The 24006-nt window shown below is 50.0% G+C and carries 22 protein-coding genes; 16 read left to right on the forward strand and 6 right to left on the reverse strand.

Annotated features, from left to right (window positions below; genetic code table 11):
• Positions 1-1818 (reverse strand): aerobic respiration two-component sensor histidine kinase ArcB (gene arcB, locus CDA54_RS08100; RefSeq protein ID WP_099034501.1); only part of this gene is annotated, 1818 nt, incomplete at its 3' end.
• A gap of 705 nt (positions 1819-2523) precedes the next feature.
• On the opposite strand from arcB, the gene gltB reads away from it, so the two are divergent.
• The 3 genes from gltB (at position 2524) to CDA54_RS08120 (ending at position 9778) form a co-directional block, all read left to right on the forward strand.
• Complete coding sequence (gene gltB / locus CDA54_RS08105; protein WP_099034502.1) at positions 2524-6990, forward strand: glutamate synthase large subunit; 4467 nt, start codon at positions 2524-2526, stop codon at positions 6988-6990.
• A 15-nt stretch (positions 6991-7005) separates the two neighbouring features.
• Positions 7006-8421, forward strand: coding sequence for an FAD-dependent oxidoreductase (locus CDA54_RS08110; protein WP_099034503.1), 1416 nt, complete (start codon positions 7006-7008; stop codon positions 8419-8421).
• A 715-nt stretch (positions 8422-9136) separates the two neighbouring features.
• A complete protein-coding gene (locus CDA54_RS08120) occupies positions 9137-9778 on the forward strand; it encodes a hypothetical protein (RefSeq protein WP_099034505.1) in 642 nt (213 codons plus the stop codon).
• A 354-nt stretch (positions 9779-10132) separates the two neighbouring features.
• On the opposite strand, the gene CDA54_RS08125 is transcribed toward CDA54_RS08120, so the two are convergent.
• Both CDA54_RS08125 and CDA54_RS08130 read right to left on the reverse strand, forming a co-directional pair.
• Complete coding sequence (locus tag CDA54_RS08125) at positions 10133-10432, reverse strand: CcdB family protein (RefSeq protein WP_099034506.1); 300 nt, start codon at positions 10430-10432, stop codon at positions 10133-10135.
• Positions 10432-10677 carry a type II toxin-antitoxin system CcdA family antitoxin gene (locus CDA54_RS08130; protein ID WP_099034507.1) on the reverse strand — a complete coding sequence of 82 codons (246 nt, stop codon included), beginning with the start codon at positions 10675-10677 and terminating at the stop codon, positions 10432-10434. Before CDA54_RS08130 ends, CDA54_RS08125 begins: the two co-directional genes overlap by 1 nt.
• Positions 10678-10804: 127 nt before the next feature.
• Here CDA54_RS08130 and CDA54_RS08135 point away from each other — a divergent pair, with 127 nt between their 5' ends.
• Positions 10805-11602: a glycerophosphodiester phosphodiesterase gene (locus tag CDA54_RS08135; protein WP_099034508.1), complete on the forward strand. Its 798-nt coding sequence runs from the start codon at positions 10805-10807 to the stop codon at positions 11600-11602.
• Between the two features lie 128 nt (positions 11603-11730).
• On the opposite strand, the gene CDA54_RS08140 is transcribed toward CDA54_RS08135, so the two are convergent.
• Both CDA54_RS08140 and CDA54_RS08145 read right to left on the reverse strand, forming a co-directional pair.
• Positions 11731-13056, reverse strand: a complete 1326-nt coding sequence (locus CDA54_RS08140; protein ID WP_099034509.1) for an MFS transporter — start codon at positions 13054-13056, stop codon at positions 11731-11733.
• A gap of 24 nt (positions 13057-13080) precedes the next feature.
• Positions 13081-13506, reverse strand: a complete 426-nt coding sequence (locus CDA54_RS08145; RefSeq protein WP_062476296.1) for a CBS domain-containing protein — start codon at positions 13504-13506, stop codon at positions 13081-13083.
• A gap of 167 nt (positions 13507-13673) precedes the next feature.
• Between CDA54_RS08145 and CDA54_RS08150 the strand changes: the two genes are divergently transcribed.
• Complete coding sequence (locus tag CDA54_RS08150; RefSeq protein ID WP_099034510.1) at positions 13674-14045, forward strand: hypothetical protein; 372 nt, start codon at positions 13674-13676, stop codon at positions 14043-14045.
• A 107-nt stretch (positions 14046-14152) separates the two neighbouring features.
• Positions 14153-14725: a DUF2726 domain-containing protein gene (locus tag CDA54_RS08155; protein ID WP_099034511.1), complete on the forward strand. Its 573-nt coding sequence runs from the start codon at positions 14153-14155 to the stop codon at positions 14723-14725.
• 90 nt (positions 14726-14815) lie between these two features.
• Here the strand turns inward: CDA54_RS08155 and CDA54_RS08160 are convergent, their stop codons facing one another.
• Positions 14816-15418: a PEP-CTERM sorting domain-containing protein gene (locus tag CDA54_RS08160; protein ID WP_099034512.1), complete on the reverse strand. Its 603-nt coding sequence runs from the start codon at positions 15416-15418 to the stop codon at positions 14816-14818.
• A 293-nt stretch (positions 15419-15711) separates the two neighbouring features.
• Here CDA54_RS08160 and CDA54_RS08165 point away from each other — a divergent pair, with 293 nt between their 5' ends.
• From CDA54_RS08165 to CDA54_RS08210, 10 genes are all read left to right on the forward strand, one after another.
• Positions 15712-16410: a 5'-methylthioadenosine/adenosylhomocysteine nucleosidase gene (locus CDA54_RS08165; RefSeq protein ID WP_099034513.1), complete on the forward strand. Its 699-nt coding sequence runs from the start codon at positions 15712-15714 to the stop codon at positions 16408-16410.
• Positions 16407-17369 (forward strand): cobalamin biosynthesis protein CobD/CbiB, encoded by a 963-nt coding sequence (locus CDA54_RS08170; protein WP_099034514.1) that lies wholly within the window; start codon positions 16407-16409, stop codon positions 17367-17369. The genes CDA54_RS08165 and CDA54_RS08170 overlap by 4 nt, the downstream gene beginning before the upstream one ends.
• Positions 17366-18181: a cobalamin-binding protein gene (locus tag CDA54_RS08175; protein WP_180237159.1), complete on the forward strand. Its 816-nt coding sequence runs from the start codon at positions 17366-17368 to the stop codon at positions 18179-18181. Before CDA54_RS08170 ends, CDA54_RS08175 begins: the two co-directional genes overlap by 4 nt.
• 116 nt (positions 18182-18297) lie before the next feature.
• Positions 18298-19302, forward strand: coding sequence for an adenosine kinase (locus CDA54_RS08180; RefSeq protein ID WP_099034661.1), 1005 nt, complete (start codon positions 18298-18300; stop codon positions 19300-19302).
• A gap of 9 nt (positions 19303-19311) precedes the next feature.
• Complete coding sequence (ahcY, locus tag CDA54_RS08185) at positions 19312-20703, forward strand: adenosylhomocysteinase (RefSeq protein ID WP_244903104.1); 1392 nt, start codon at positions 19312-19314, stop codon at positions 20701-20703.
• A gap of 124 nt (positions 20704-20827) precedes the next feature.
• Positions 20828-21199: a rhodanese-like domain-containing protein gene (locus tag CDA54_RS08190; protein ID WP_180237161.1), complete on the forward strand. Its 372-nt coding sequence runs from the start codon at positions 20828-20830 to the stop codon at positions 21197-21199.
• Complete coding sequence (locus CDA54_RS08195; RefSeq protein WP_099034517.1) at positions 21192-21635, forward strand: hypothetical protein; 444 nt, start codon at positions 21192-21194, stop codon at positions 21633-21635. The genes CDA54_RS08190 and CDA54_RS08195 overlap by 8 nt, the downstream gene beginning before the upstream one ends.
• A 4-nt stretch (positions 21636-21639) precedes the next feature.
• Complete coding sequence (locus tag CDA54_RS08200; protein ID WP_099034518.1) at positions 21640-22032, forward strand: DUF2721 domain-containing protein; 393 nt, start codon at positions 21640-21642, stop codon at positions 22030-22032.
• Positions 22033-22042: 10 nt separating this feature from the next.
• Positions 22043-22609 (forward strand): GNAT family N-acetyltransferase, encoded by a 567-nt coding sequence (locus tag CDA54_RS08205; protein WP_099034519.1) that lies wholly within the window; start codon positions 22043-22045, stop codon positions 22607-22609.
• A gap of 8 nt (positions 22610-22617) precedes the next feature.
• Positions 22618-23958: an NAD(P)/FAD-dependent oxidoreductase gene (locus CDA54_RS08210; protein ID WP_099034520.1), complete on the forward strand. Its 1341-nt coding sequence runs from the start codon at positions 22618-22620 to the stop codon at positions 23956-23958.
• The last annotated feature ends 48 nt before the right edge of the window (positions 23959-24006 follow it).

The following is a 24006-nucleotide window of genomic DNA, read 5'->3' on the forward strand; positions in this document are numbered from 1 at the left end:
CACAATCGGCGTACCGGCAACCAGATCCTCTTCGTGCAACCTGGAGGCCACATCAAAGCCATTCATATCAGGTAGCTGAATATCCAGTAAAATAAGATCATATTGCTGCTTGCGGGCCATATCCAGGGCCTCCTGCCCGGTCATAGCCACTTCTACTGACTGGCCAAGTTTTTCCAGCAGCGCTTTGGCCACCATCACGTTAAGCTCAATATCCTCTACCAGCAATATCTTCAGCCCACTGACTTTCAGCTCGGCCAGTTGTGCCGGGCGGGTGCTGACAGCCAGCGGTAGCACAACACTGAAACAGGTTCCTTTGCCCACTTCACTGCTGACGCGAATTTCACCGCCCATCAAATCCACCATCTGCTTGCAGATGGCAAGCCCTATGCCAGTGCCTGTGGCACTTTGATGATCAGGATGCTGCACCTGATAATACATGGCAAAAATCTTATCCAGTTCTGATTCAGGTATACCTACCCCGCTATCGGCTACCTTGAACACCACCTCACAAATGCCCTGCTTTGGTGTTGCCGCCGTCATACTGAAACTGATAGAGCCTTTCTGGGTAAACTTAACGGCATTAAATAAAAGGTTCCATAGCACCTGGCGCAATCGGGTGCCGTCGGCTTCAACAAAGTCCGGCAAGGGTTCATCCATGTGAGTTTGAAAACTCAGATTTTTATCTGCCACCAACAGCTGAATGATGCTGCTCAGTTCAGCAAAGAAGTCCTTCAGGTTGACGGTTTTCAGCGACAATTCGAGTTTGTCACGACCCAACTTGTCGATATCGATAATGTCATTAAATATATTGCCCAGCGTAATCGCACTGGCATAAATCGTACTGACCCAGCTGTACTGCTCATCAGACAGCTGTGTATCCCGTAGCATCCGGCTTAAGCCAACAATACCGTTCAAAGGTGTACGTAACTCATGGCTGATGGTAGCAATAAAGGCTGTCTTGTCGCGGCTGGCTTTTTCCAACGCCACCTGAGACTGTTTGCGCTCAGTAATATCCCGGCCAAAGGCAAGCAGCCCGAGACGATTACCTTCTTTATCGTAAAACGGCACCTTACGCATTTCATAATAGCGCTTACGACCATCGGCAAAGCGCAACCAGAGCTCTTCTGTGATGCCGGCATTACTCTCCAGCACTTCGTGGTCACTCTGAACGACCTGGCGGGCGAGCTCTTCATCATAAACCTGGTGAGGTGTGAGACCGATGAGCTCTGCTTCCGTTTTGCCTGTCATCTGCTCTGCAACCCGGTTACACCCGGCAAAACGTCCTTCCTCATTACGGTAGTAAATCAGATCCGGTGATGCATCGATGATCGAGCGAAGTAAAGTGGACAAGCGCTGAGCCTGTTGCTCCTGTTCAGATTTTTTATTGATCTCCAGCTCAAGTTCAGTAAACACTTTCTCCCGGTCTTCCTGTGCTTTACGACGCTCCTCCACCTCTACATTGAGCTGCCTGACGTGATTCTGCAGTTCCCTGTTGAGCAGCACATCCTCTTCTCTGAGTCGTTCCAGCTGCGCGACCACCTCTTTAAGATTATTGCGACTCTGCTGCAGCTGATTGACTAATTCACTGAAAAAATACAACACCCAGGGGGCACTGAGCAGGGTCAGCATAAGCGCCGAGACAAAGTCTTCTATATGCACTTCACCGGTCATATACATGCGGATAAAGTAGGAACCGGCGATGGTAAAAACCAGCGTCAGGAAAACAAAGAAGATGCTGATTCGTACGGTGCCAAAACGGGCCACAAACTGAGCAAACCGGATGGCCCAATGGTCGTTCTGCAAAGATGATGGCTGCATACAGAAGGGCTTAAGCTGATTGAATAGCAGGCAATGCTATTAAAAAAACATCCAGGTTAAAAGAAATCTCTGTAACAAGCCTGCTTTTAGCCAGCCGGAAAGTGGGTAAATATCCAGATTCAGATCAATATTTATGCCTGCGATACGTTCATCCAAAGGCCATACAGCTGTTTTTTAGGGGGTTAAATACCGATGCGGGCCTGCATCAATTTTTTGGTTATAACCCAAAATAAAATCCTATTAAATGGTTTATTTTTCATCTAAACGAAAAATACATCCTAATTTAGGCAGAAATGAGCGCAATACATTCCCACTTCAAAAGAACGTCGGAATTGATTTCTGATCACTTTGTGGGTATGTTCTATAGCCGCTTGCGATGAGTGAATAAAAATTCTTAAAAATTGCCTGTTCGGTACAGGAAAAAGCAGCGCAAAGCCAATAATAATAACCCGCGATAATACGCCGGAAACAATTAACAACCGCGTCAACGGGTTTGATGCGATATGAAAGACTGGTAAACCCCTTATACAACAAGCCTGTCACAGGCCTGCCTTACGACAAGGACGCGCAACGAACCGGATCGACAAGAATCCTGCTGTGCCGTCATAGATAGAACATTACCCTGCCCAGTCGTTAGAGCGTAGTTATCTCTCAACAGAGACAGGTACGAGAGGTAAAGCGTCCTTAATGAAGGAGTCATAAGCAATGAGACTATATAGCCCGAACGATTCACGGGACAACTGTGGTTTTGGTCTGATCGCCCACACACAAGGGGAAGTCAGTCATAACCTGGTAAAAACAGCTATCCATGCACTGGATCGCATGCAGCACAGAGGCGGTATTGCCGCCGATGGCAAAACCGGTGATGGTTGCGGCCTGTTATTGCAAAAGCCCGATGCGTTTTTCCGCGCCATTGCCGAAGAAAATGGCTGGAAGCTGGGTAAGAAGTACGCAGTGGGTATGATTTTCCTGAACCAGGATCCTGTACTTGCCGAACAGGCCCGCAAGGTCCTTAATGAAGAACTACAGGCAGAAACCCTTGGCGTGGTCGGTTGGCGAGTCGTGCCTACCGATCCGTCTGTACTCGGCGAACTGGCATTAAGTGGCCTGCCGAAAATCGAACAGGTATTCGTCAACGCACCGCCTGGCTGGCGAAAAAAGGATATGGAACGCCGCCTGTATATGGCCCGTCGCCGTGCAGAGAAGCGCCTGGAAGAAGACACTGAGTTCTATATCGCCTGCCTCTCGAACCTGGTCAGCATCTATAAAGGCCTGGTAATGCCCAAAGATCTGCCCAATTTTTATCTGGATCTGGCCGACGAGCGCATGCAATCTGCCATTGCTGTATTTCATCAGCGGTTTTCCACCAATACGCTGCCCAAATGGCCGCTGGCGCAGCCTTTCCGTTTTCTGGCCCATAATGGTGAAATCAATACCATACGGGGTAACCGTGAATGGGCTGAGGCGCGCACCTATAAGTTCCGCACCCCACTGCTGCCGGATCTGCATGATGCCGCGCCTTTTGTGAATTTTGAAGGCTCGGATTCGTCTTCGCTGGACAACATGCTGGAGTTGTTCCTGGCTGGCGGTATGGACCTGTTCCGTGCCATGCGGTTGCTGGTGCCGCCAGCTTATCAGAATAACCAGACCATGGATGATGATCTCAAAGCCTTCTATGAATTTAACTCCATGCACATGGAGCCCTGGGATGGCCCCGCCGGCATTGTTATGACCAATGGCCGTCATGTGGCCTGTAATCTGGACAGAAACGGTCTGCGCCCGGCTCGCTACGTGATTACCAAAGATGGCCTGATCACCCTGGCCTCTGAAGTAGGTATCTGGGATTACAAACAGGAAGACGTGATTGAAAAGGGCCGTGTTGGCCCCGGTGAAATGCTGGCGGTGGACATCTACAACGGCAAAGTCTGGCGCTCCAATCAAATCGATCAGGAACTCAAGGAACGTCATCCCTATAAAGAATGGCTGGATAAACATATTCGTCGTCTCAAACCGATTCAGGACTGCGATGCCAGTCAGATTGGCGTGCGCATGTTTGACGACGACATGATGGCTACTTACCACAAGCAGTTTAATTACAGCTATGAAGAGATTCAGCAGATCGTCAGAGTACTGGCAAAAGACGGTCAGGAAGCCGTTGGCTCCATGGGTGATGATACCCCAATGGCAGTGCTCTCCACCAAGCACCGGGTAATTTACGATTACTTCCGACAGCAGTTCGCTCAGGTAACCAATCCGCCTATCGATCCGCTACGGGAAAACCATGTAATGTCGCTGGCCACCTGTATTGGGCGCGAACAGAACCCCTTTAGTGAAACCTCCGGTTATGCGAACCGGGTGCTGTTTGAGTCCCCAATCATGGTGTACACGGATCTCAAGCAGCTCAGAGAGTTTGATCCTGAATACTACTACTCTGAAATAATTGATATTAACTATCGTCCTGAAGAGGGTCTCAAAGCAGCCATCAAGCGTATCTGTGACGAAGCCGAATATCTGGTGAAACAGAAAAACGCCGCCTTTGTGGTATTATCGGATCGCAAAATCAAGACCGATCGTTTGCCCATCCCCGCGCCGATGGCAGTAGGTGCAGTACAGCGCCGACTGGTAGAAAAAGCGCTGCGTTGTGATGCCAATATTGTGATCGAGACAGCCTCAGCCCGCGATCCGCACCATTTTGCGGTGCTCATCGGTCTGGGTGCCACAGCGGTTTACCCGTTCCTTGCCTATGAAACGATTGAACAGATGGTGGATAATGGTGAGCTGCAAATGACCGCTATGCAGGCCATGCTCAACTACCGTAAGGGTATCAATAAAGGCCTGTACAAGATCATGTCGAAAATGGGCATCAGCACCGTGGCCAGCTATCGCTGTTCCAAGCTGTTTGAAGCCATTGGTATCAACAAAGAAGTCATGGAATTGTGCTTTCAGGGGGTACCAAGCCGCATTCAGGGAGCGAATTTTGACGACTTTGAACAGGATGTGATCCACCTCAATCACATCGCCTGGCTGAAACGCAAAAAGCTTGCTCATGGCGGGCTGCTTAAATATGTGCATGACGGTGAATACCACGCCTATAATCCGGATGTGGTCACCAGCCTGCAAAAGGCCGTGGTCAGCGGCAACTACGATGATTACAAAGTGTTCTTCCAGTTGGTCAATGAACGCCCGGTTGCTCAACTTCGGGACTTGCTGTCACTGAAACTCAGCGATAATCCGATATCGATAGATGATGTAGAACCGGCGGAAAACCTCTACCCCCGTTTCGATACCGCAGCCATGAGTATCGGCGCACTGAGTCCGGAGGCCCATGAAGCATTAGCTATTGCCATGAACCGTCTGGGCGGGCAGTCAAACTCTGGTGAGGGCGGCGAAGACCCTAAACGCTTCGGTACAGAGCGGAATTCGAAGATCAAACAGGTGGCTTCAGGGCGCTTCGGCGTGACCCCACACTATCTGGTCAACGCCGATGTGATTCAGATAAAAGTAGCCCAGGGCGCTAAGCCCGGCGAGGGTGGCCAGTTGCCTGGTGACAAGGTCAATCAGTATATTGCCGAGTTGCGCTTTTCTGTGCCCGGTGTGACCCTGATTTCACCGCCCCCCCATCACGATATTTATTCTATTGAAGATCTCGCACAGCTGATTTTTGACCTTAAGCAGGTTAACCCCGATGCATTGATCTCGGTCAAGCTGGTGTCTGAACCCGGTGTAGGAACCGTAGCCACGGGTGTGGCCAAGGCCTACGCGGATCTGATTACTGTATCCGGCTATGACGGCGGGACCGGTGCCAGCCCGCTCACATCGGTAAAATATGCCGGCTGCCCCTGGGAGCTTGGCCTGGCCGAAACACAGCAGGCGCTGGTAGAAAATGGCCTGCGGCATAAAGTGCGGGTGCAAACAGACGGTGGCCTGAAAACAGGCTTAGATGTGATTAAAGCCGCGATTCTGGGCGCAGAGAGCTTTGGCTTTGGAACGGGCCCCATGGTGGCACTGGGATGTAAGTACTTACGTATCTGTCACCTCAATAACTGTGCTACTGGTGTGGCTACTCAGGATGAAAATCTGCGGGACAATTACTTTATTGGCCTGCCTGACATGGTCATGAACTACTTTAAATTTATCGCTCAGGAAGTGCGTGAATGGATGGCTGCGCTGGGTGTGGCCAGGCTTGATGAACTGATTGGTCGCACCGAGCTGTTAGAGGTGATCGACGGCTTAACGGCCCGTCAGAGCCGCCTGGATCTGTCACCGCTTTTGGCAAAGCCTATGGCTGCCGAGCACACCCGGTTGTTCTGCTCTGAAGTGACCAATGAACCAATGGATAAAGGCGAGTTAAATCAGCGGATTCTGGCCAATAGCAAACGCGCTATTGAAGACAAAACCGGCGGCGACTGGCACTACCTTATCCGCAATACGGATCGTTCCGTAGGTGCGCTGGCCTCTGGCTATATTGCCCGTCAACACGGCAATCAGGGCATGGCCGATCATCCGCTTAAACTGAATTTTACTGGCACATGTGGCCAGAGTTTCGGTGTCTGGAATGCCGGTGGCCTGGAGATGCGTCTGATTGGTGACGCCAATGATTATGTGGGCAAAGGCATGACCGGCGGAAAACTGGTCATTCACCCGCCTCTTGGCGTGTCATTCGCTTCTCAGGACAGCGCAATTATGGGCAATACCTGTCTGTACGGCGCAACGGGCGGCAAACTGTTTGCCGCGGGGCGCGCCGGCGAACGCTTTGCCGTGCGTAACTCCGGCGCCATTGCTGTGGTTGAGGGCACCGGTGATAACGCCTGTGAGTATATGACCGGTGGTATTGTCGCCATTCTCGGTAAGACCGGGGTGAACTTTGGAGCCGGCATGACAGGGGGGTTTGCCTATGTGCTGGATGTGGCCAATGATTTCGAACGCCGGGTTAATGGTGATTTGGTAGAAGCCATGGAGATCGAAGATAAGCCGATTCTGGCAGAGCATCTACGTGGCCTGGTTAACCAGCACTACGAAGAAACAGGTAGTGAGCACTCACTGGTAATATTGGGAGAGTTTGCCCGTTACCTGAAAATGTTCCGCCTGGTGAAACCCAAAACCAGTGATGTGAAGAACCTGTTAGGTCATATCAGTCGTTCAACCGCCGAATTACGCATTCAGGCCCAGTAAGGAGGAATTAGCAGTATGGCAAAGAATGTTTATCAATTTGTCGATGTCGAGCGTATCGATCCTCCCAAGAAGCCGGCCCATTTGCGCCGTCAGGAGTTCGCCGAGATCTATCAGCCCATGAGTGAAACCCAGGTGGCCGGTCAGGCCGATCGCTGCCTGGATTGTGGCAATCCCTATTGTGAGTGGCAGTGCCCGGTGCACAATTACATTCCACAGTGGCTGGATCTGGCCAATGAGGGGCGCATTCTCGAAGCCGCCGAGTTGTGCCACAAAACCAACAGCCTGCCGGAAGTCTGTGGCCGGGTCTGCCCGCAGGACAGACTCTGTGAAGGGGCCTGTACCCTCAACGATGATTTTGGCGCGGTTACCATCGGTTCCATCGAAAAATATATCACCGACACTGCCTTTAAAATGGGCTGGCGCCCGGATATGTCTGATGTAATCAAAACCGATAAAAAGGTCGCTATTATTGGCGCCGGACCAGCCGGGCTCGGTTGCGCGGATATTCTGGTGCGTAACGGTGTTAAACCGGTAGTATTTGATAAGTACCCGGAAATCGGCGGCCTGCTGACCTTTGGCATTCCGGCCTTTAAGCTGGAAAAAGACGTAGTAAAACTGCGCCGGGAAATTTTTACGGATATGGGTGTGGAGTTTGTACTGAATACCGAAATCGGCAAGGACATTCCGTTCCAGCAGCTGATCGATGAATACGATTCGGTGTTTCTGGGCATGGGTACCTACAAGTATATGCGCGGCGGTTTTGAGAATGAAAATGCTCCTGGCGTGTATGAGGCGCTGCCTTATCTGATTGCCAACACAAACCGGCAGATGAAGCTGGAACAAAACGACGCCGATTTTATCGATATGCGCGGTAAAAAAGTGGTGGTGCTGGGCGGCGGCGATACCGCCATGGACTGTGTGCGTACTGCCGTGCGCCAGGGTGCCGAATCGGTGATCTGCGCCTACCGCCGTGATGAAGAGAACATGCCCGGCTCCAGACGGGAAGTGCAAAACGCCCGCGAGGAAGGGGTGGAGTTCCGCTTTAACCTGCAACCACTGGATGTGGAAGTGGGCGCTGAGGGTAATGCCTGTGGCGTTAAGCTGGTCAAAACCGAACTCGGCGCCGCAGACGCTGCAGGACGTCGCAGACCAGAACCAGTGGCGGGTTCTGAGCATGTGCTGGAAGCCGATGCGGTGATTATTGCCTTTGGGTTTCAGCCAAGCCCGGCAAACTGGTTTGCCGACTATGGCATCGTGCTGGATGAAAAAGGCCGGATCAGAGCACCGGAAGCGGGTAAATTCGCCTTCCAGACCTCGAACCCGAAGATTTTCTCCGGTGGCGATATGGTACGCGGCTCCGATCTGGTAGTCACCGCCATCTTCGAAGGCCGCAAAGCCGCTGAAGGCATACTGGATTATCTGAAGGTATAAAGGGAAATTCACCACAGAGCCACGGAGGGCACTGAGGTGTAAAAAGCTTTTCACCGCAAAGACGCAGAGGGCGCGGAGAATGCAAAACGCACAACCTCTGCGTTCTCCGCGACTCTGCGAGAGGTAATTACAGGTTGAGATAAAAAAGCCCTTAACCACGAAAAACACTAAAATCTCGAACAACGCAGATCCTGTAGCCCGTGATGCAGCGAAGCGGAATCCGGGGATACCCTCGCCTATGTACAGATTAAATCTATATCCGAAATCTGGTCATGCCCGAATGCAGTAATCGGGCCTGTCCAGCATCTTTTATTGCAGGGTGTTATTTTTCAGCAAAATGCAAGTTTAAAGGTGCTGGGCATCCAGCGCCCTTTGAGAAAAACAAAAATAACCACAGAGGCACAGAGAACACAGAGAACACAGAGGTTTAAATATATCAATTTCTTAACCTTCACCCTGATGCTACAAGCTTGCGATAAGCCGTCCCAACTGCTCAGTCAGGATTGATTTCAAAAGCTATGCTCTGTTACCCGTTTCCCTTGCTCGAACAGTGTTCTTTATACGCTTTTTCTGTCATAAATTTTTACACTAAAGATGTGCTGCATCACAGTAACGCCCATAACCCATTGTTTATAATAAGCATTTATTCCTAGGCATGAATGCTGCTTAAAAGACATTGTATATAACAATTTGATAAGAAACTTAGGTGGTAACAATGAAAATAATAATAAACATTCTTCTGGTTGTTGGCCTGTTAGTACTCCAACCTGTGGCGCATGCAAGTATAGTTAAGTTTACTTTCGAAGGCGTTGTAACTCAGGTTAGTACACACCCTGAATTAAGCAACCTCACTGAAGTTGGTGGTGTATTTAGCGGACATGTCATCTTTAACACTGATGCCCAAGATAGAGATTCAAATCCGGAAATCGGCTTTTATGGAGCTGAGGAAATTATGGTATCACTAAATGGCTTCACTGGCTTTTCGGATTCAGTAGACTTAACCATAGGCAATCAAGCCACTGTGGATCAATATGTTGTGTGGGCAGGGCGTCTGGGTGGAGTAATAGGCTCATCACAGCTAGGTGATTTAATACTGACAAATATTGGTTTAGGATTTTACGAAAACACTGGCCAACTTTTTGAAAATGATCTATTAACTGGTTACGTACCCGATTTGAATGATTTTGGTCAGACTGCATTTTCAATGGGTTTTTCTTCTTCGCAAAGCATAGATGCCGGATATATATATGGCACTGTAACAAGCGTTAATGCTGCTGTAGTCCATGAGCCTGGTTTGGTTGCTTTTTTCGTTCTATCTTGCGCATTCTTGGTAAGAAGACAGCGTGTTTCCCCCTGATTTTGCGAACACGTCAGAAAAAGGTCATGCCCGAATGCAGTAATCGGGCTTCCAGCACCCTCCAATAAATTGAAATTCACCACAGAGACGTAGAAAAGCCGCATAGCCTCTGCGTTCCTGGCGACTCTGCGAGAGGTAACTACAGGTTCGTGGTAAAAAGCCTTCAACCAAACACTAAAGGCTGATCTGTATACTCCGTCATCCTGATGCAAATCAGGATCTCTCACCAATAGCTCATTCAGAATCGAATGTACTTTACCCCCAACAACTACGTCCCCTGGAACAAGCTGCACACCCGGTATTAATTACGCATCATCTGATTAATATCGATCAAGGGGTCATAGTTGTTGAAACCTAAAAACCCTTAAACAATATATCCAGGGCTTCGGAAATCTGGTCATGACAGGCGCCGAGATTGCCTGCAATCTTTTTTAACTCAGTAACAGGTACGGCGGCCATAAATTGCGTCACCATCACCGTCTGTTGCCCTTGAATCTCAAAAATGGGATTGAGTCCACGGGCTGGTTGAGGAGATTCTGCTTCCGGCAACAGAGGAACAACCACACGAGTATTTAACCCATAAAGCAGATCGGTTTGCACATCCAGCATATAGCCTGCGCCATCGGGGTTCCGGTAAACGTCGTATCGTGCCATCAGAAGTTTCTGTACTTAGCCAGAGGCAAACCCTGCTTATTCACAAATTCATTAGAGCTTTCAATGGCCTGAGCATTATCTTCCAGCCACAACGCTGTTTGGCGATCCCTGACAGCTTGTGCGATGCCCTTTTCGGCAGAATCAGAGATGTTAATGCCAAGGCGTTTTGCTTCCTGCAACAGCGAACCATCCAGTGACAGGTTAGTGCGTTTTTTTACTTTAGTGAGAGATTTCACGGAATTCATTTTCTTCTCCTGAAACGCTTATACACATTCAGCATACACAATATATTTACACATTCCAATTTAGGCTCTGTAGTTGCTGTTTGCTGCGCTATGATGGGTTTGATCCTTTAGGTTTAACTGAGCATTAATGGCGGATACCACTCACTACTTAAATAAACTGGCCAATTATCTGTGGCTGATGAGCCCCGGATGCTACAAGCCTGCCAATATTGAAGGTACCAGGCTGGTGGCCCATCGCGGTGCCCATGGCAGGACTGAAGCTGGTGTGATTGTGGAAAATACCCTGCCGGCTTTTGATCTCTGTCTGCAAAATCAGATCTGGGGGATTGAGCTGGATATTCAGTTAACCCTGGATGGAGAACCGGTGATTGCTCATGACGCCGATTGCGGGCGCTTGTATGGACGACCAGACTTAGTGATCGGCGAAACCCGTTTCGAACAACTGCGCAAAGCAGTGCCGGAAATCCCGCATCTGGATGAGATCATCAGCCGCTACGGAAACAAAATGCATCTGATGCTGGAGATTAAAGAATCATGGCGGGAAAAACCTTTACTGGTTTCCCGTGTGCAACAGTCCCTGAATTCACTTGAGCCGATCAGGGATTACCACCTGCTCAGCCTTGAACCGGATCACCTTAGCGGCTTTACTGCACTTCCCCCTGCAGCCTTTATTGATGTGGCACTGACCAACACCAAATCCATTATTAAGCAGAATCTGCAGTTGGGTCATGGCGCCGTGGCCGGCTCTTTTGCCCTGCTGACGCCGGCATTGGTGCAAGAGTTAAAAGCCGCAGGCAGACGGGTGGGCACGGGTCAGGTGGAACACCCGTTAATCGCTAACCGCGAGGCTCATCGCGATATTGACTGGATCTTTACCGATAATATTCTGAGCCTGCAAAAAGCCATCGCCCGACAAAATAAATAGTCCGGGTAGCGTTGCCGCGATTAGGAACACGCTGTGAATCCATCTCTGGACGCTCCGCCACAGCTTCCATGCTGTGGAGGGTTCCAAATCGCAACAACACCACCTCTCAATTGTTGTATTCAGGGCTGTCACTCCCGCCAGTTATCCGCGGCGTCACTGCCGCGCTGCTCATTAATAGGTAATACGCTGATAATGGCCAGCACAAATAATAACAAACAAAACACAATCGCATCGGCCAGACCAAAGGCCCACTGCATCAGCCCAAGGCCAAGCATGCCGAATACGGCGGCCAGCTTGCTGGCCATACTCCAGAAACCGAAAAATTCGGCGGCTTTGCCCTGGGGTGTCAGTACCCCAACCAGAGCACGGCCAGCCGACTGAGATGAGCCCAGACTGAGCCCGGCCAGCAAACCGGCGAATAAAAACACATACTGGGCCTGCCAGTTAACCTCAAACCACTTCTGGCATAACTCGGTAAGCAGCGGCGTCTGCCAGATCGCCAGTATGGCCACCAGCCACAGTATCAAGGTAAGGATATACGTGACCCTGGCGCCGATTTTACTTTGCAAAAAGCCAAAGCCCACTGCACCCATGGCGGCAGTGATCTGCACAATCACAAACATCAGTACCCGCACGTTTTCGTCCCAGCGGATCACCTGCGCACCGTAGATAAAGGAAAAGGCAATAATGATATAGACCCCGGCCATGGCAAAGAACACGGAGATCAACAACAAACGCAGATCGCCGAAGTGGTGGATTGCCGCCCAGGTACCCTTAAGTCGCTGCCAGCCCATTTTTACCAGGGTACTGCCTGGCGGTGGCGTACGTTTTTGCCCGCGCTCCTGCAACCAGACAAAGGTGGGAATTGCCGCCAGCAGGAAAAACACTGCCGCAAAAGGCCCGACCCAGCGTATGGTCTGGTAGTTTTCTGCCGACACTTCGCCTAAAAAAAACAGCGCAAAGGCCGTAGCCACCAACCCGCCGATATAACCCAAACTCCAGCCCAGACCGGAAATCCAGCCCAGCGCCTTGCGAGGACCTAAATCAGTGAGGAAGCTGGCGATAAATCCCTCACCAATGGAATAGGCAAAGTTAGAGATAATGACGAGCAACATGGCTGGCCAAATCCAGCCAGGTTCAACCCAGTAGAGCATGGCGGTACTGACAATCGTCAGCAGGTAGCTGGCAAACAAAAAGCCTTTGCGACTGGCAGAGTAGTCCATCACCGCACCGCATAAGGGATTCGCCACCACTACCATCATGTAACTGATCGCCAGAGCAATGCTCCACAACAGATTACCCATACGATAATCTGGCCCGTCAGCTACAATCACCCGGGTGAACAGATCCCCGTAAATCACCGTGATAATCAGCAGAGTGTAAGCCTGGTTGGCAAAATCAAACATCGACCAGCCAAAGATCTCCCGCTTCGGAGCTAGCCGGGTCACGCTCATAGCATTGCCTTTAAATACATAACCTTATCCCTGTTCACGGCGATTCTTACCTTGTGCCAACAGTCGCAGAATATCCCGCCAGCTGATAATGCCGACGGGCTGTTTATGCTCATTCACCACAGGGATACAGGAAATTTTCTGCTGCAGGAATAGATCGATGGCATCGTACACGCTCTTATCCGGCTGCAATGTCCATAGCTGCCGGCTCATAATCTGATGTACTTTCTTATTCAGAGTGGCTGTATCCCTGATGGTCTCAGACGCCGTTCCCAGATTAGGGCTGAGCGCCTTAAACAGATCGCGGTCCGAGACTATACCCACCAGCACCTTGTTTTCCACCACCAGCAGATGATGGAAGGCCGCCGCCTGGAAAATACGCTGTACCTCAGCCAGGCTGGTATCCGGCCCCACTGTTGCCAGCCTGTTGGTAAGAAATTTTTTCAGACTCATTCAAGCACTCCTTTATACCGGCAGGTGTGATGCCATACCTAATACTATCAGGGCATTATTGCCCGACGCACCACCAACACCTATATTGTATCAATCCTCTGTGACAGCAAGCTGCTCAGTAATGGCTCTGTTGTCCGGCAAGCTCCATTTTATCAAAAGGTTATGGCATGAAAGCAATGCAAAAACAATTATCAACGATCATTCTCTCGGGCCTGGCAGCGGCCCTGATGTTGCTGAGTCCATCTGCCATGGCACAGTCTGAATGCCCCGAGCACTTTCGCACTATCCCACTGACCGGGGACGCCAGATTCTGTCAGCAATTTGACGATAAACTGCCCGCTACCCTTAGCTTTCACTCCGTTGTGACACCCGATGCGGCGCTTAACTTTTATCTTGAGCAATTCAGCAATGTACAGCAAACCGCCAGTAAAGGACGCCAGGTATTGCAAGCACCCGGCGGTGATTGGGTGTTAGTGATATCAGCCGATGGCGAAGGCAGCCAGATAGATATACTGGTCAAGAAGAGTGGTGAAGAGTGAGGGTAAAGAAAAGAGTAACATAGAGTCGCACTGGCACTGTTTTTGCAGTTCTTCCGGTAACTTAATCAGGCGTCAAAAGCTTGTTGTGCAACATACCGGAGTGATAAATGGAACTGACATTAATTTTACTGATGATCTTGATAGTGATTGGCGTTGCTGCTGTTAAGCTCAATGGTGAATCACTGGCCTTTCCTTTTAAAAAACGTACCAACCTGTTTACCCCTGTAGAGCGCTCTTTTCTGGATATGCTTGAGCAGGCGGTAGGAGATCAATATCGCATTGTGTGTAGGGTAAAACTCAGTGATATTGTTGCCCTGCGACAGGGAACAGATAAGAAAACGGCCCGCAGTGCCATGGTCAGAGCTGGCAGCCGACACCTGGATTTTGTGCTTTGTGACCGCGAAGACTTAAGCCCGGTAGTGGCTATCGATCTGGTCAGCCCCAAAGGCAAAGAAGGGTACAAGGGTCAGCGTGACTGGTTTGTCAGCAGCACACTGGATGCGGCACGAATTCCTCATCTGCGCATTAAGATCAAATCCGGCTACAGCAAAGAAGAAATCCGCAACTGTATCGAAGCCAAACTGGCGCCGGTCAGGTATAAAGAGCCGGCCAAGCCGCTGATTCAGGGTACCAATAAAAATCAGGATAAACCCGGTATGCGTCGCCCTGTTACTGCCTGATTATATACCCAAAGATAAGATGCCACTGTTGAAAAAGCACAAAAAAGCGACTCATCGAGTCGCTTTTTTATTATACGATTACTAAGAGAACTAAACCCGGCGGCGTAAACCCAGCCCAACCAGAACCAGACCCAAAAGCGCCAGTGTGGATGGCTCAGGAATCGCCTGCGCATCAGCAACAAACAAACGAACATGCGCATCAGCGGCTCCGTGACCACCAGATACCGGTGCGCCAAAGTTTGTGAAATTAGGGTTCTGAACAATGGATGTCAGACCATTCTGTGTATTCCCCGTTGTGTCAAAGGCCCAGAGTCCGCCAACATTTGCTATTGCACCAATGTCGTAGGAATTACCGGCTAACAAGGTAAATGAGAATAACCCGGAGGTTTTCCATGTCATGCCGTCATCCACAAAAGATTGAGCACCAGAGTCAAAAAGGAGTGCATGAGAGTCATGGTCAAAAATCAAAAAGCGCAAATCACCATTTTCGTTCAGATCGTTTTTAACAGCAATCTGGTTAATAGTGGTATCAACAGATACGTTGATAAGCGCACCAGGAGAAGACCCGGCTGAACGGTTGCTTGTCTGTTGTGACGGATCGGCATTATCAAATATAAGTGCGGCGTCAGCCGTTGAAACAATGGTCAACAACAAAGCGGCGATAAGAGACTTAAATACTACAGCTTTATGCATTTGAAACTTCCCGTGAGTTAATAAAATAGACTTTAATAGACTTTAATAGACTTCAACGATAAGCCATATTCATGCCAACTCGTAACCATTTGTTTTTTATGTAATTTATTAACATTTTTTGAAATAAGCCACTGAGTATGTAAACTATATTGACAGTGGTGTCGGCTATTTTTTCACCATTGATAATGACAAGCTAAACAAAAGCAGGAATAAGCTGCACTGATATTAGTAGTTGGCCTGTCCTGCAGCTATCAGTAAACTACTCCTATTCGCCCTGTTAGAGCTGCGCAGTAATGAAAATCGCAATTCTGGGTGCCATGGATCAGGAAGTGGCACTGCTTAAACAAACCCTGAAAAACGTCACCCACTCCCGTTATGGTCATCTTGATTTCTATGATGGCACCTTGCACGGGGTGGAAGTCATTGTCGTCAAATGCGGCATTGGCAAAGTAGCCGCCTCCATCGCCACTACTATTATGATCGACCGCTTCGCGCCCAATTATGTGGTGAATACGGGCTCGGCCGGTGGCTTCGACACCAGTCTGGATATTGGTGATGTGGTGATTGCCTCTCACGTGCAACATCATGATGTGGATGTCACTCACTTTGGTTATGAACTGGGTCAGGTGTATGGCATGCCCGCCCGCTATGCCTGTGACCCGACGTTGATTGCGGCAGCTGAGCATGCCGCCAAAGATGTGCTGCACCTGAATTGTAAAAAAGGGCTGATTTGTACCGGCGATTCCTTTATCGGCTGTGATGAAGCCGCTGGCAGACTGCGCAACCTGATCCCCGATATGTGTGCTGTGGAAATGGAAGGGGCAGCCATCGGCCAGACTGCCTATATGCTGGCAACGCCTTTTCTGGTGATCCGCTCATTATCGGATATTGCCGGTAAAACCTCTTCGGTGTCCTTCGGACAATATCTCGACAAGGCGGCCAAAAACTCGGCCAGCCTGGTAATGGACATGATTAAAACGCTGGCCAGATGATAAGCAATCTGTTTCTTGAGCCCTTGTTACAGCCTGTATGGTTAGTACTGCTGGTTATTCTTATTGAGCGTTTGTGGCTTTGGCCGGTTGCCTATCACCCACTTAGCTTTTTCCGCCTGCTGGCCAGTCGTATGGCCGACAAGGTAAATCGCCGTGATACAGACGCAATCGATCAGCAGAGAATTTCCGGCACCCTTGCGCCACTGGTGCTGCTGGCCCCCATTCTCATCAGTATCGGTCTGTTTATTAACCTGGCCGAATTTCCGCTGTTTTTTGATGCCGTCTTGCTGTTAATGGCTATCTATTACAAGCCGGTGCTGCAAAATCTGCACCGTGCAGAAATGGCGTTAAAGAATAATAAAAAAGCCCTGGCCCGCGATCTCAGTGCGCGGTTGTTACTCCGCCAGACCGACAGCCTTTCACCAATGGGGCTAAGCAAAGCGCTGACCGAAACCACAGTATTGAGGTTTTTCTATCAGTTCTGCACACCACTATTCTGGTTTTTTGTCGGTGGCGGATTAGCGGCACTCACCTACAGAATCCTCTATGAATTCAGTCAGGCCTGGAACACCCGTCAACCCCGGTTTCGCTATTTCGGTCAGCCCGTCGGGATGGTTGTGGTGGCACTGCAAGCCCTACCGGTATACCTGGCATTGTTCGCATTCATGCTGGCTGAAAATATCTCCGGCGCAATAACCGGGCGAAAACAGCTGAACAAAGGAAGCTGTTTTCACACCCGCATTCTGGCCCTGGCTGGTGGCGCGTTAAACTTGCAGCTGGGCGGACCGGCCTATTATGACGGACAGAAACGGCGCACTCAGAAGTGTGGCGGGAGCCGGTTGCCACAGATTAAGGATATTCGTCGGGCAATACTCGCTACGCATAAGTGCACTGCTATTCTGCTATGCCTGGTTTCACTGTTATATGCCGGACTATTTGCGCTCGGGGCAGGTCGATGAAACGCCTGGTGATATGTCTGCTAAGCCTGCTTATGCACCCTCTGTGTGCAGCAACCCCCCAACGTATTGTCAGCCTTGCTCCCCATACCACCGAGCTTGTTTACTCACTTGAGGCCGGCGAGCGTCTGCTGGCGGTCAGTGATTACAGTGATTACCCTGAAGCCGCGCAAGCTTTACCGCGTATCGCAAGCTATCAGGGCGTCAATTTCGAAGCACTGGTGAGACTTGAGCCAGATCTGGTGCTGGTATGGGAAGGTGGCAACAAACCTCAGGACATCCGCAAAATACGCACTCTGGGATACAACGTATTTGTGTCCAGTCCGGGGCGACCTGAAGATATCGCCGATGAAGTAGAAACGCTCGGCGACTTGCTTGGAAAAGGTGCTCTGGCAAAAGATCTGGCCCAGACCTATCGTCAGTCACTGAAGCAGATTGCTGCGCGCTATGCTCACACACCACCTATCCGGGTCTTTTACTATATGCATCCCAAGCCATTGATGAGTATCGGATCCGGGGCCTGGGCCAATAAACTGCTCAGCCTGTGCAACAGCAACAATGTTTTCTCTGATGCTATTAATGATTACCCTGAAGTGACCATGGAAGAAGTCATCAGACGCCAGCCTCAGGCCATTGTCGCGGCGCAACATCAGGATGAGGGGTCAATTCAGCAATTCTGGCAGCCATGGCATAGTTTACTTAAGATGGATGGCGAGCATATTGTCAGGATCAATCCGGATAAACTTCATCGATTCTCCCTGCGCCTGAGTAACGGTGTGAAGACCCTTTGCCAAAAACTCCACGGATTAAGATGACCCACTAAACAGGTTTATCGGTGTCTATCAATTGGGGAAAACCGCACACATAGCCAGAGCAAGGCTTTGTCGTGTACAATCTGCCCTTTGAATTTTTAACACAGATAGCAAAATTAATGTCGGAATATGATGTAGTAGCGCTGGGCAATGCCCTGGTTGATAAAGAGTTTCTCGTTAGCGAAGCGTTTCTCGCCGAGCAGGGCATTGAGAAGGGTGTGATGACCCTGGTAGACAGAGACGAGCAGTTAAAATTACTGGAAAACCTCTATCAGCACTGCGATCTGAGAAAACGTGCCGGAGGCGGATCTGCGGTCAATTCAATGGTGACTGCGGCTCAGTTTGGCAGCAAGGTATTTTGTTGTTGTAAAGTGGGTGACGATGAGCTTGGTCAGTTTTATCGTCAGGATCTGGCAGCGGCTGGCGTGGATAGCCGCCTTAAGGAACAAGCCACTAAAGGCGATACAGGCCGCTGTGTGGTGATGATCACTCCGGATACTGAGCGCACGATGTGTACCTTCCTTGGGGTAACCACTGACTTTTCTGTCGCCGAACTCCATCAGCAACCACTGAAAAAAGCGAAATATCTGTATATTGAAGGCCACCTGGTTTACTCAGACACCGCGGTAGAAGCCATACTCGAAGCCAAACGCGCTGCGCGTAAAGCCGGCGTCAAAGTGGCCCTGACGTTTTCAGATCCGGCGGTAGTGAAATATGCACGGGAGAATCTGGAGAAAGTGATTGGCGATGATGGAATCGACCTGCTGTTTTGCAATAAAGACGAGGTGATCGATTATTCAGACAATCAGGATCTTGATACCGGTATCGAAAAACTTAAACAAGTGGCTGATCTGATTGTGGTCACCCATGGTAAACATGGAGCACGTATTTATAACGGTGCGGAAAACTACCTGCCGGTTGAACCCTGCAAGGTCAAAGCGGTTGATGCTACAGGAGCGGGGGATACCTTTGCCGGCGCATTTTTGCACGGCATTACGCAGGGACTGAGCCTGCAGCAGGCCGGTGATCTCGCCAGCCGGGCTGCATCTGAATGTGTTGCCAGTTTTGGGCCCAGACTGCCTTTCGAATTACAACAGGATATTCTGGACGAATTCAATCAATAGAGGATCACTATGCAATACGACAATATGACAGTAAAAAGTGGTGACTATAAAGTAGCGGATTTATCACTGGCAGAATGGGGGCGTAAAGAGCTCACCATTGCCGAGAGCGAGATGCCCGCACTGATGGCCATTCGTGAAAAGTACAGTGCCAATAAACCACTCGCAGGAGCCCGGATTCTTGGTTGTATTCATATGACTATCCAGACAGGTGTGCTTATTGAAACGCTGCTGGCATTAGGTGCAGAAGTACGCTGGTCTTCCTGCAATATTTTCTCTACTCAGGATCATGCTGCCGCCGCCATGGTTGCCGCTGGTGTGCCGGTGTTTGCCTGGAAAGGCGAAACCGAAGAAGAGTACGACTGGTGCCTGGAACAAACCATTGTCAAAGACGGCCAGCCCTGGAACGCCAACATGGTGTTGGATGATGGCGGCGATCTGACGGCCATGCTGCATCAAAAGTATCCGCAAGTGCTGGAAAATGTTCACGGCATTACCGAAGAAACAACCACAGGCGTGCATCGCCTGCAGGAAATGCTTAAGGCCGGAACGCTTAAAGTACCGGCTATCAACGTTAATGATGCCGTAACCAAGTCTAAAAATGACAACAAATACGGTTGTCGTCACAGCCTCAATGACGCCATCAAGCGCGCCACCGACCACCTCCTGGCCGGTAAAAAGGCGCTTGTCATAGGTTATGGGGATGTAGGCAAAGGCTCTGCCCTGTCATTGCGCCAGGAAGGTATGATTGTCAGGATCAGCGAAATCGACCCCATCTGTGCTATGCAGGCCTGCATGGACGGCTTCGAGGTGGCATCTCCGTACAATGATGGCGTCAATACAGGAAAAATCGAAGATATTAATAAACCTCTTTTACAAAGCACCGACCTGCTGGTCACTACCACAGGAAACGTGGATGTCTGTGATGCAGCCATGCTACAAAGCCTTAAGGCTGGGGCAGTGGTTTGTAATATCGGCCATTTCGACAACGAAATAGACACCGCGTTTATGCGCAAGAACTGGCAATGGGACGAAATAAAGCCTCAGGTACACAAGATCCTGCGCAGCGACGATCCCCATGACAACTTACTGTTATTGTCGGAGGGCCGTCTGGTCAACCTGGGCAATGCCACAGGTCATCCATCGCGAATTATGGATGGCTCTTTTGCCAATCAGGTCATGGCACAGCTTCATCTGTTTCAACAGGGATTTGCCAGTATGAGTGTTGCTGATCAGGCCGATGCAATGCGGGTTGAAGTGTTGCCTAAACAACTGGATGAAGAAGTCGCCCGTTATATGGTGCAGGGATTCGGTGGCGTAGTGACAAAAATGACAGCCCGGCAAGCGGATTATATTCACGTGCCCGTCGAGGGTCCATTTAAGGACGACAGCTACAGGTATTGATCTGTTTTTCATGCCAAAGCGTTTTAAGACCGCCCTTTGAGGCGGTCTTTTTATGCTATCTATTTACTCAACAGCACAGTAGACGTAACATCAAAGCATGAAGCTCAATATCTGGCTATTTCCTATGAAAGTCATCCTGTTTTCTCTGCTAATTCTGGCAACACCCTTGTGTATGGCACAATCTACGGAGTTAGTGAGCCCCGAGCAGGTGAAGCAGAGCAACCAGGACTTTCGCATTATTGATGTACGCAGCCTTGAGGAATACAACAATGGCCATGTTCCCGGTGCATTGAATATTCCTCACCATGATATCGCCAATCACGCAGGACTATTGCCGGCAGATACTGAACAACCAGTAGTACTGTATTGTCGCAGTGGCCGTAGAGCAGGATTAGCTGCCTCAGAATTGAAAAAGATGGGCTATAACAATCTGTTTCTTATGCAAGGTGATATGCCAGCCTGGCGGGAAAAAGGATTCGACATCGCCCATGACTGATTCCGTCAGCAGAAAAGATAAATACGGCAGCTATCAGTTACAGTGCCATGATCATCAGGACTGCAAAGTGGTAGAGGCCAGGTTCGTTGGTGCTTTGGGCTCAGGCCTGGCCCTGCATTATAAGAAAGATTTACTCAGCATTGCCGACCAGATTGCGCCGCAGCCCTGGGCCTATGTAGCCGATTGCACGAACTATCAGGCTTCAATTCCACAAGCCGCTGAGTACTTAAAGCAGGCTTATGAGGGCGCTTTAAAGTCTGGCTGCGTGGGTGATGCTTATTGTATTAACACGGCCATGGGTATAGCCCAACTGGCCAAAATCCGTCATCAATGCGGTATTGAGAGCCCTATTGAAGCGCGTATTTACGCGTCAATGCCGGACGCCAGAGCGGCCGTACTGGAACTGCTCGAATCTACCCCGTCACGTACCTCTTAAGCCAATGGATATAACGCTTACTACGCCCGCCATGTTATTCCCGGCCATTTCCTTGCTGTTACTGGCTTATACCAACAGATTTGTCACTCTGGCCTCGATTATCCGAAATTTTGAAGATGACAGCGACAGCACTCATAAACAGGTCACTAACCTGCGTAAACGTATTCAATTGATTAAACGCATGCAGGAAGGCGGAGCGGCAAGCTTTTTCCTTTGTGTATTGTCTATGCTGGCTATCTACCTCCAGTACCAGAGTGTTGGCAGTTGGATATTCGCTGCCAGTCTGGTGTTATTGTTATGGTCGTTGTGGCTGTCTGTACTGGAAATCCGCATATCAGTGGAAGCACTGGATGTGCATCTGGACAGCGTCAATATTCAGGTCAGAAAAACGAAATAAAAGACAGCATATGAAACCTATTGATTATCGGGAATTGCAACCCGAGCATTTTGAGCGCCTTCTTCTTCTCGCCAATACTGTGCACGGCGACAATTATATGGACCAATCTTCTCTTGAAGCGTACTGGGAGGCTGGCTTTGACAACCAGATCAACGCCAGTTGGGTGGCACTGGACGGTGAAAAACTGGTGGGATTTCGCCTGACCCTGGCCGCAGGCAACTGGCAGCCGGACAAATGGTGTTCACCCACGTTGTGGCGGCTCCCGGAGAATGACGTATGTTACTTTAAATGTAATACAGTGGATGCTGAATACCGTGCCTACGGCATCGGTTCAAAAATGCTTAGTCAGTCTGTTCAAAGCGCCGCCAGGCAAAGCGCCCGCGGCGGACTGGCGCATATATGGATGTCCAGTCCCGGTAACAGTGCATATAAATACTTCAGCAAATGCGGTGGCGAACTCGTCAAAGAACATCCGGGCAAATGGCTTGAGAATGTGATCAACGACGGTTACAACTGCCCGGTTTGTGATAGCGGATGTGACTGTGTCGCCGCAGAAATGTTACTGCGTTTTGACTGACAGCCGCGATGTACGATCCCCTGACCACGTCCTCGCCGGGTATAGGTGAGCCTTATCCCGAGAGCTACTGGGCCAAAAATGTACAAACGCCAACGCCCAACCCTCTTATCGGGCATATTGACACCCCGGTAGCGATAATAGGTGCGGGTTATACCGGCTTATCCTGTGCCTGGCATCTGGCGAAAAACTACCAGATACCCGCCGTGGTTCTAGAAGCAAATCAAATTGGCTGGGGCTGCAGTGGCCGCAATGCTGGTTTTGTTCTTAATGGCACCGGACGACTCTCCTGGACGCAGATTCAGAGCCAGTGGGGAGCACATACCGCAAACAGACTCTATGCCGAGTACCGCCAGGGTATTGATACCGTCACAGACCTCATTGAACAAGGAAAAATTGCTTGTGACAAGCAAACCGGTGGTTACCTGAAGGTTGCCCACAAAGCCTCGCTGGTAAGTGGTCTGCAACAACAGGCCGGGCTATTGCAACAGCAATTTCAGGATCCGGTACGCTTTATTGATGCGAAAACGCTACAGCAGCAATACCTGAATAGTGAAGAGGCCCATGGTGCGCTGTTATTCCCCTATTGTTTTGGCATACAACCGCTGAAACTGGCCCGGGGCTATGCACAATTAGCCTGTGAGCAGGGCGCCCAACTTTACTCACATTCACCGGTAACGCAATGGCACAAAGATAAAGACAAGACGGTTTTAACCACGTCCGAAGGCACAGTTTCTGCCGATAAAGTTGTGATCGCTACCAACGGCTACACACCGCGTCAGTTTCATCCAGGGGTCGATAATCGCCACTTTCCGGTATTATCCAGCGTGATCGTCACTGAGCCACTCACAGATCAACAACTTAAGGCCTGTGGCCTTAAAGCTGGTCTGATGGTAATGGATACCAGATCACTGAAATACTATTACCGCTTACTGCCTGATAATCGAATTCTGTTTGGTGGGCGCGGTGCAATTCGCGGCAAAGATGCCAATCACCCATGCTATCGTCAGAGGCTGCTGGGCGCACTAATACAAAGCTTTCCTCAATTAAGAGAATTGCAGGTAGCCCATTTCTGGAGTGGCTGGGTCAGTGTATCGCTGGATGATTACCCGCGTATTTGCCAGGCAGACGAGGCCGGCAATTTGTTTTACAGTATGGGTTATTGTGGTTCAGGCGTCTCTTTTTCTACTCAGGCAGGTAAACGCCTTGCTCAGCGCGTAGCCGGCGATAATACGTTACCCGACCTGCCGTTCTTCCAATCGCCACTGCCACGGTTTCCTCTAGCCCGTGCTCGTCGCGTTGGACTGTGGGCCTTTTATCATTTCGGAAGGTTAAAAGACAGGTTTGGATAGCCCCGAAGAAGGTGTACCAACATGCCGGGAGCGTCTTGCAGACAATGT

It is taken from the genome of Lacimicrobium alkaliphilum (assembly GCF_002591895.1).
GTDB lineage: Bacteria > Pseudomonadota > Gammaproteobacteria > Enterobacterales > Alteromonadaceae > Lacimicrobium > Lacimicrobium alkaliphilum.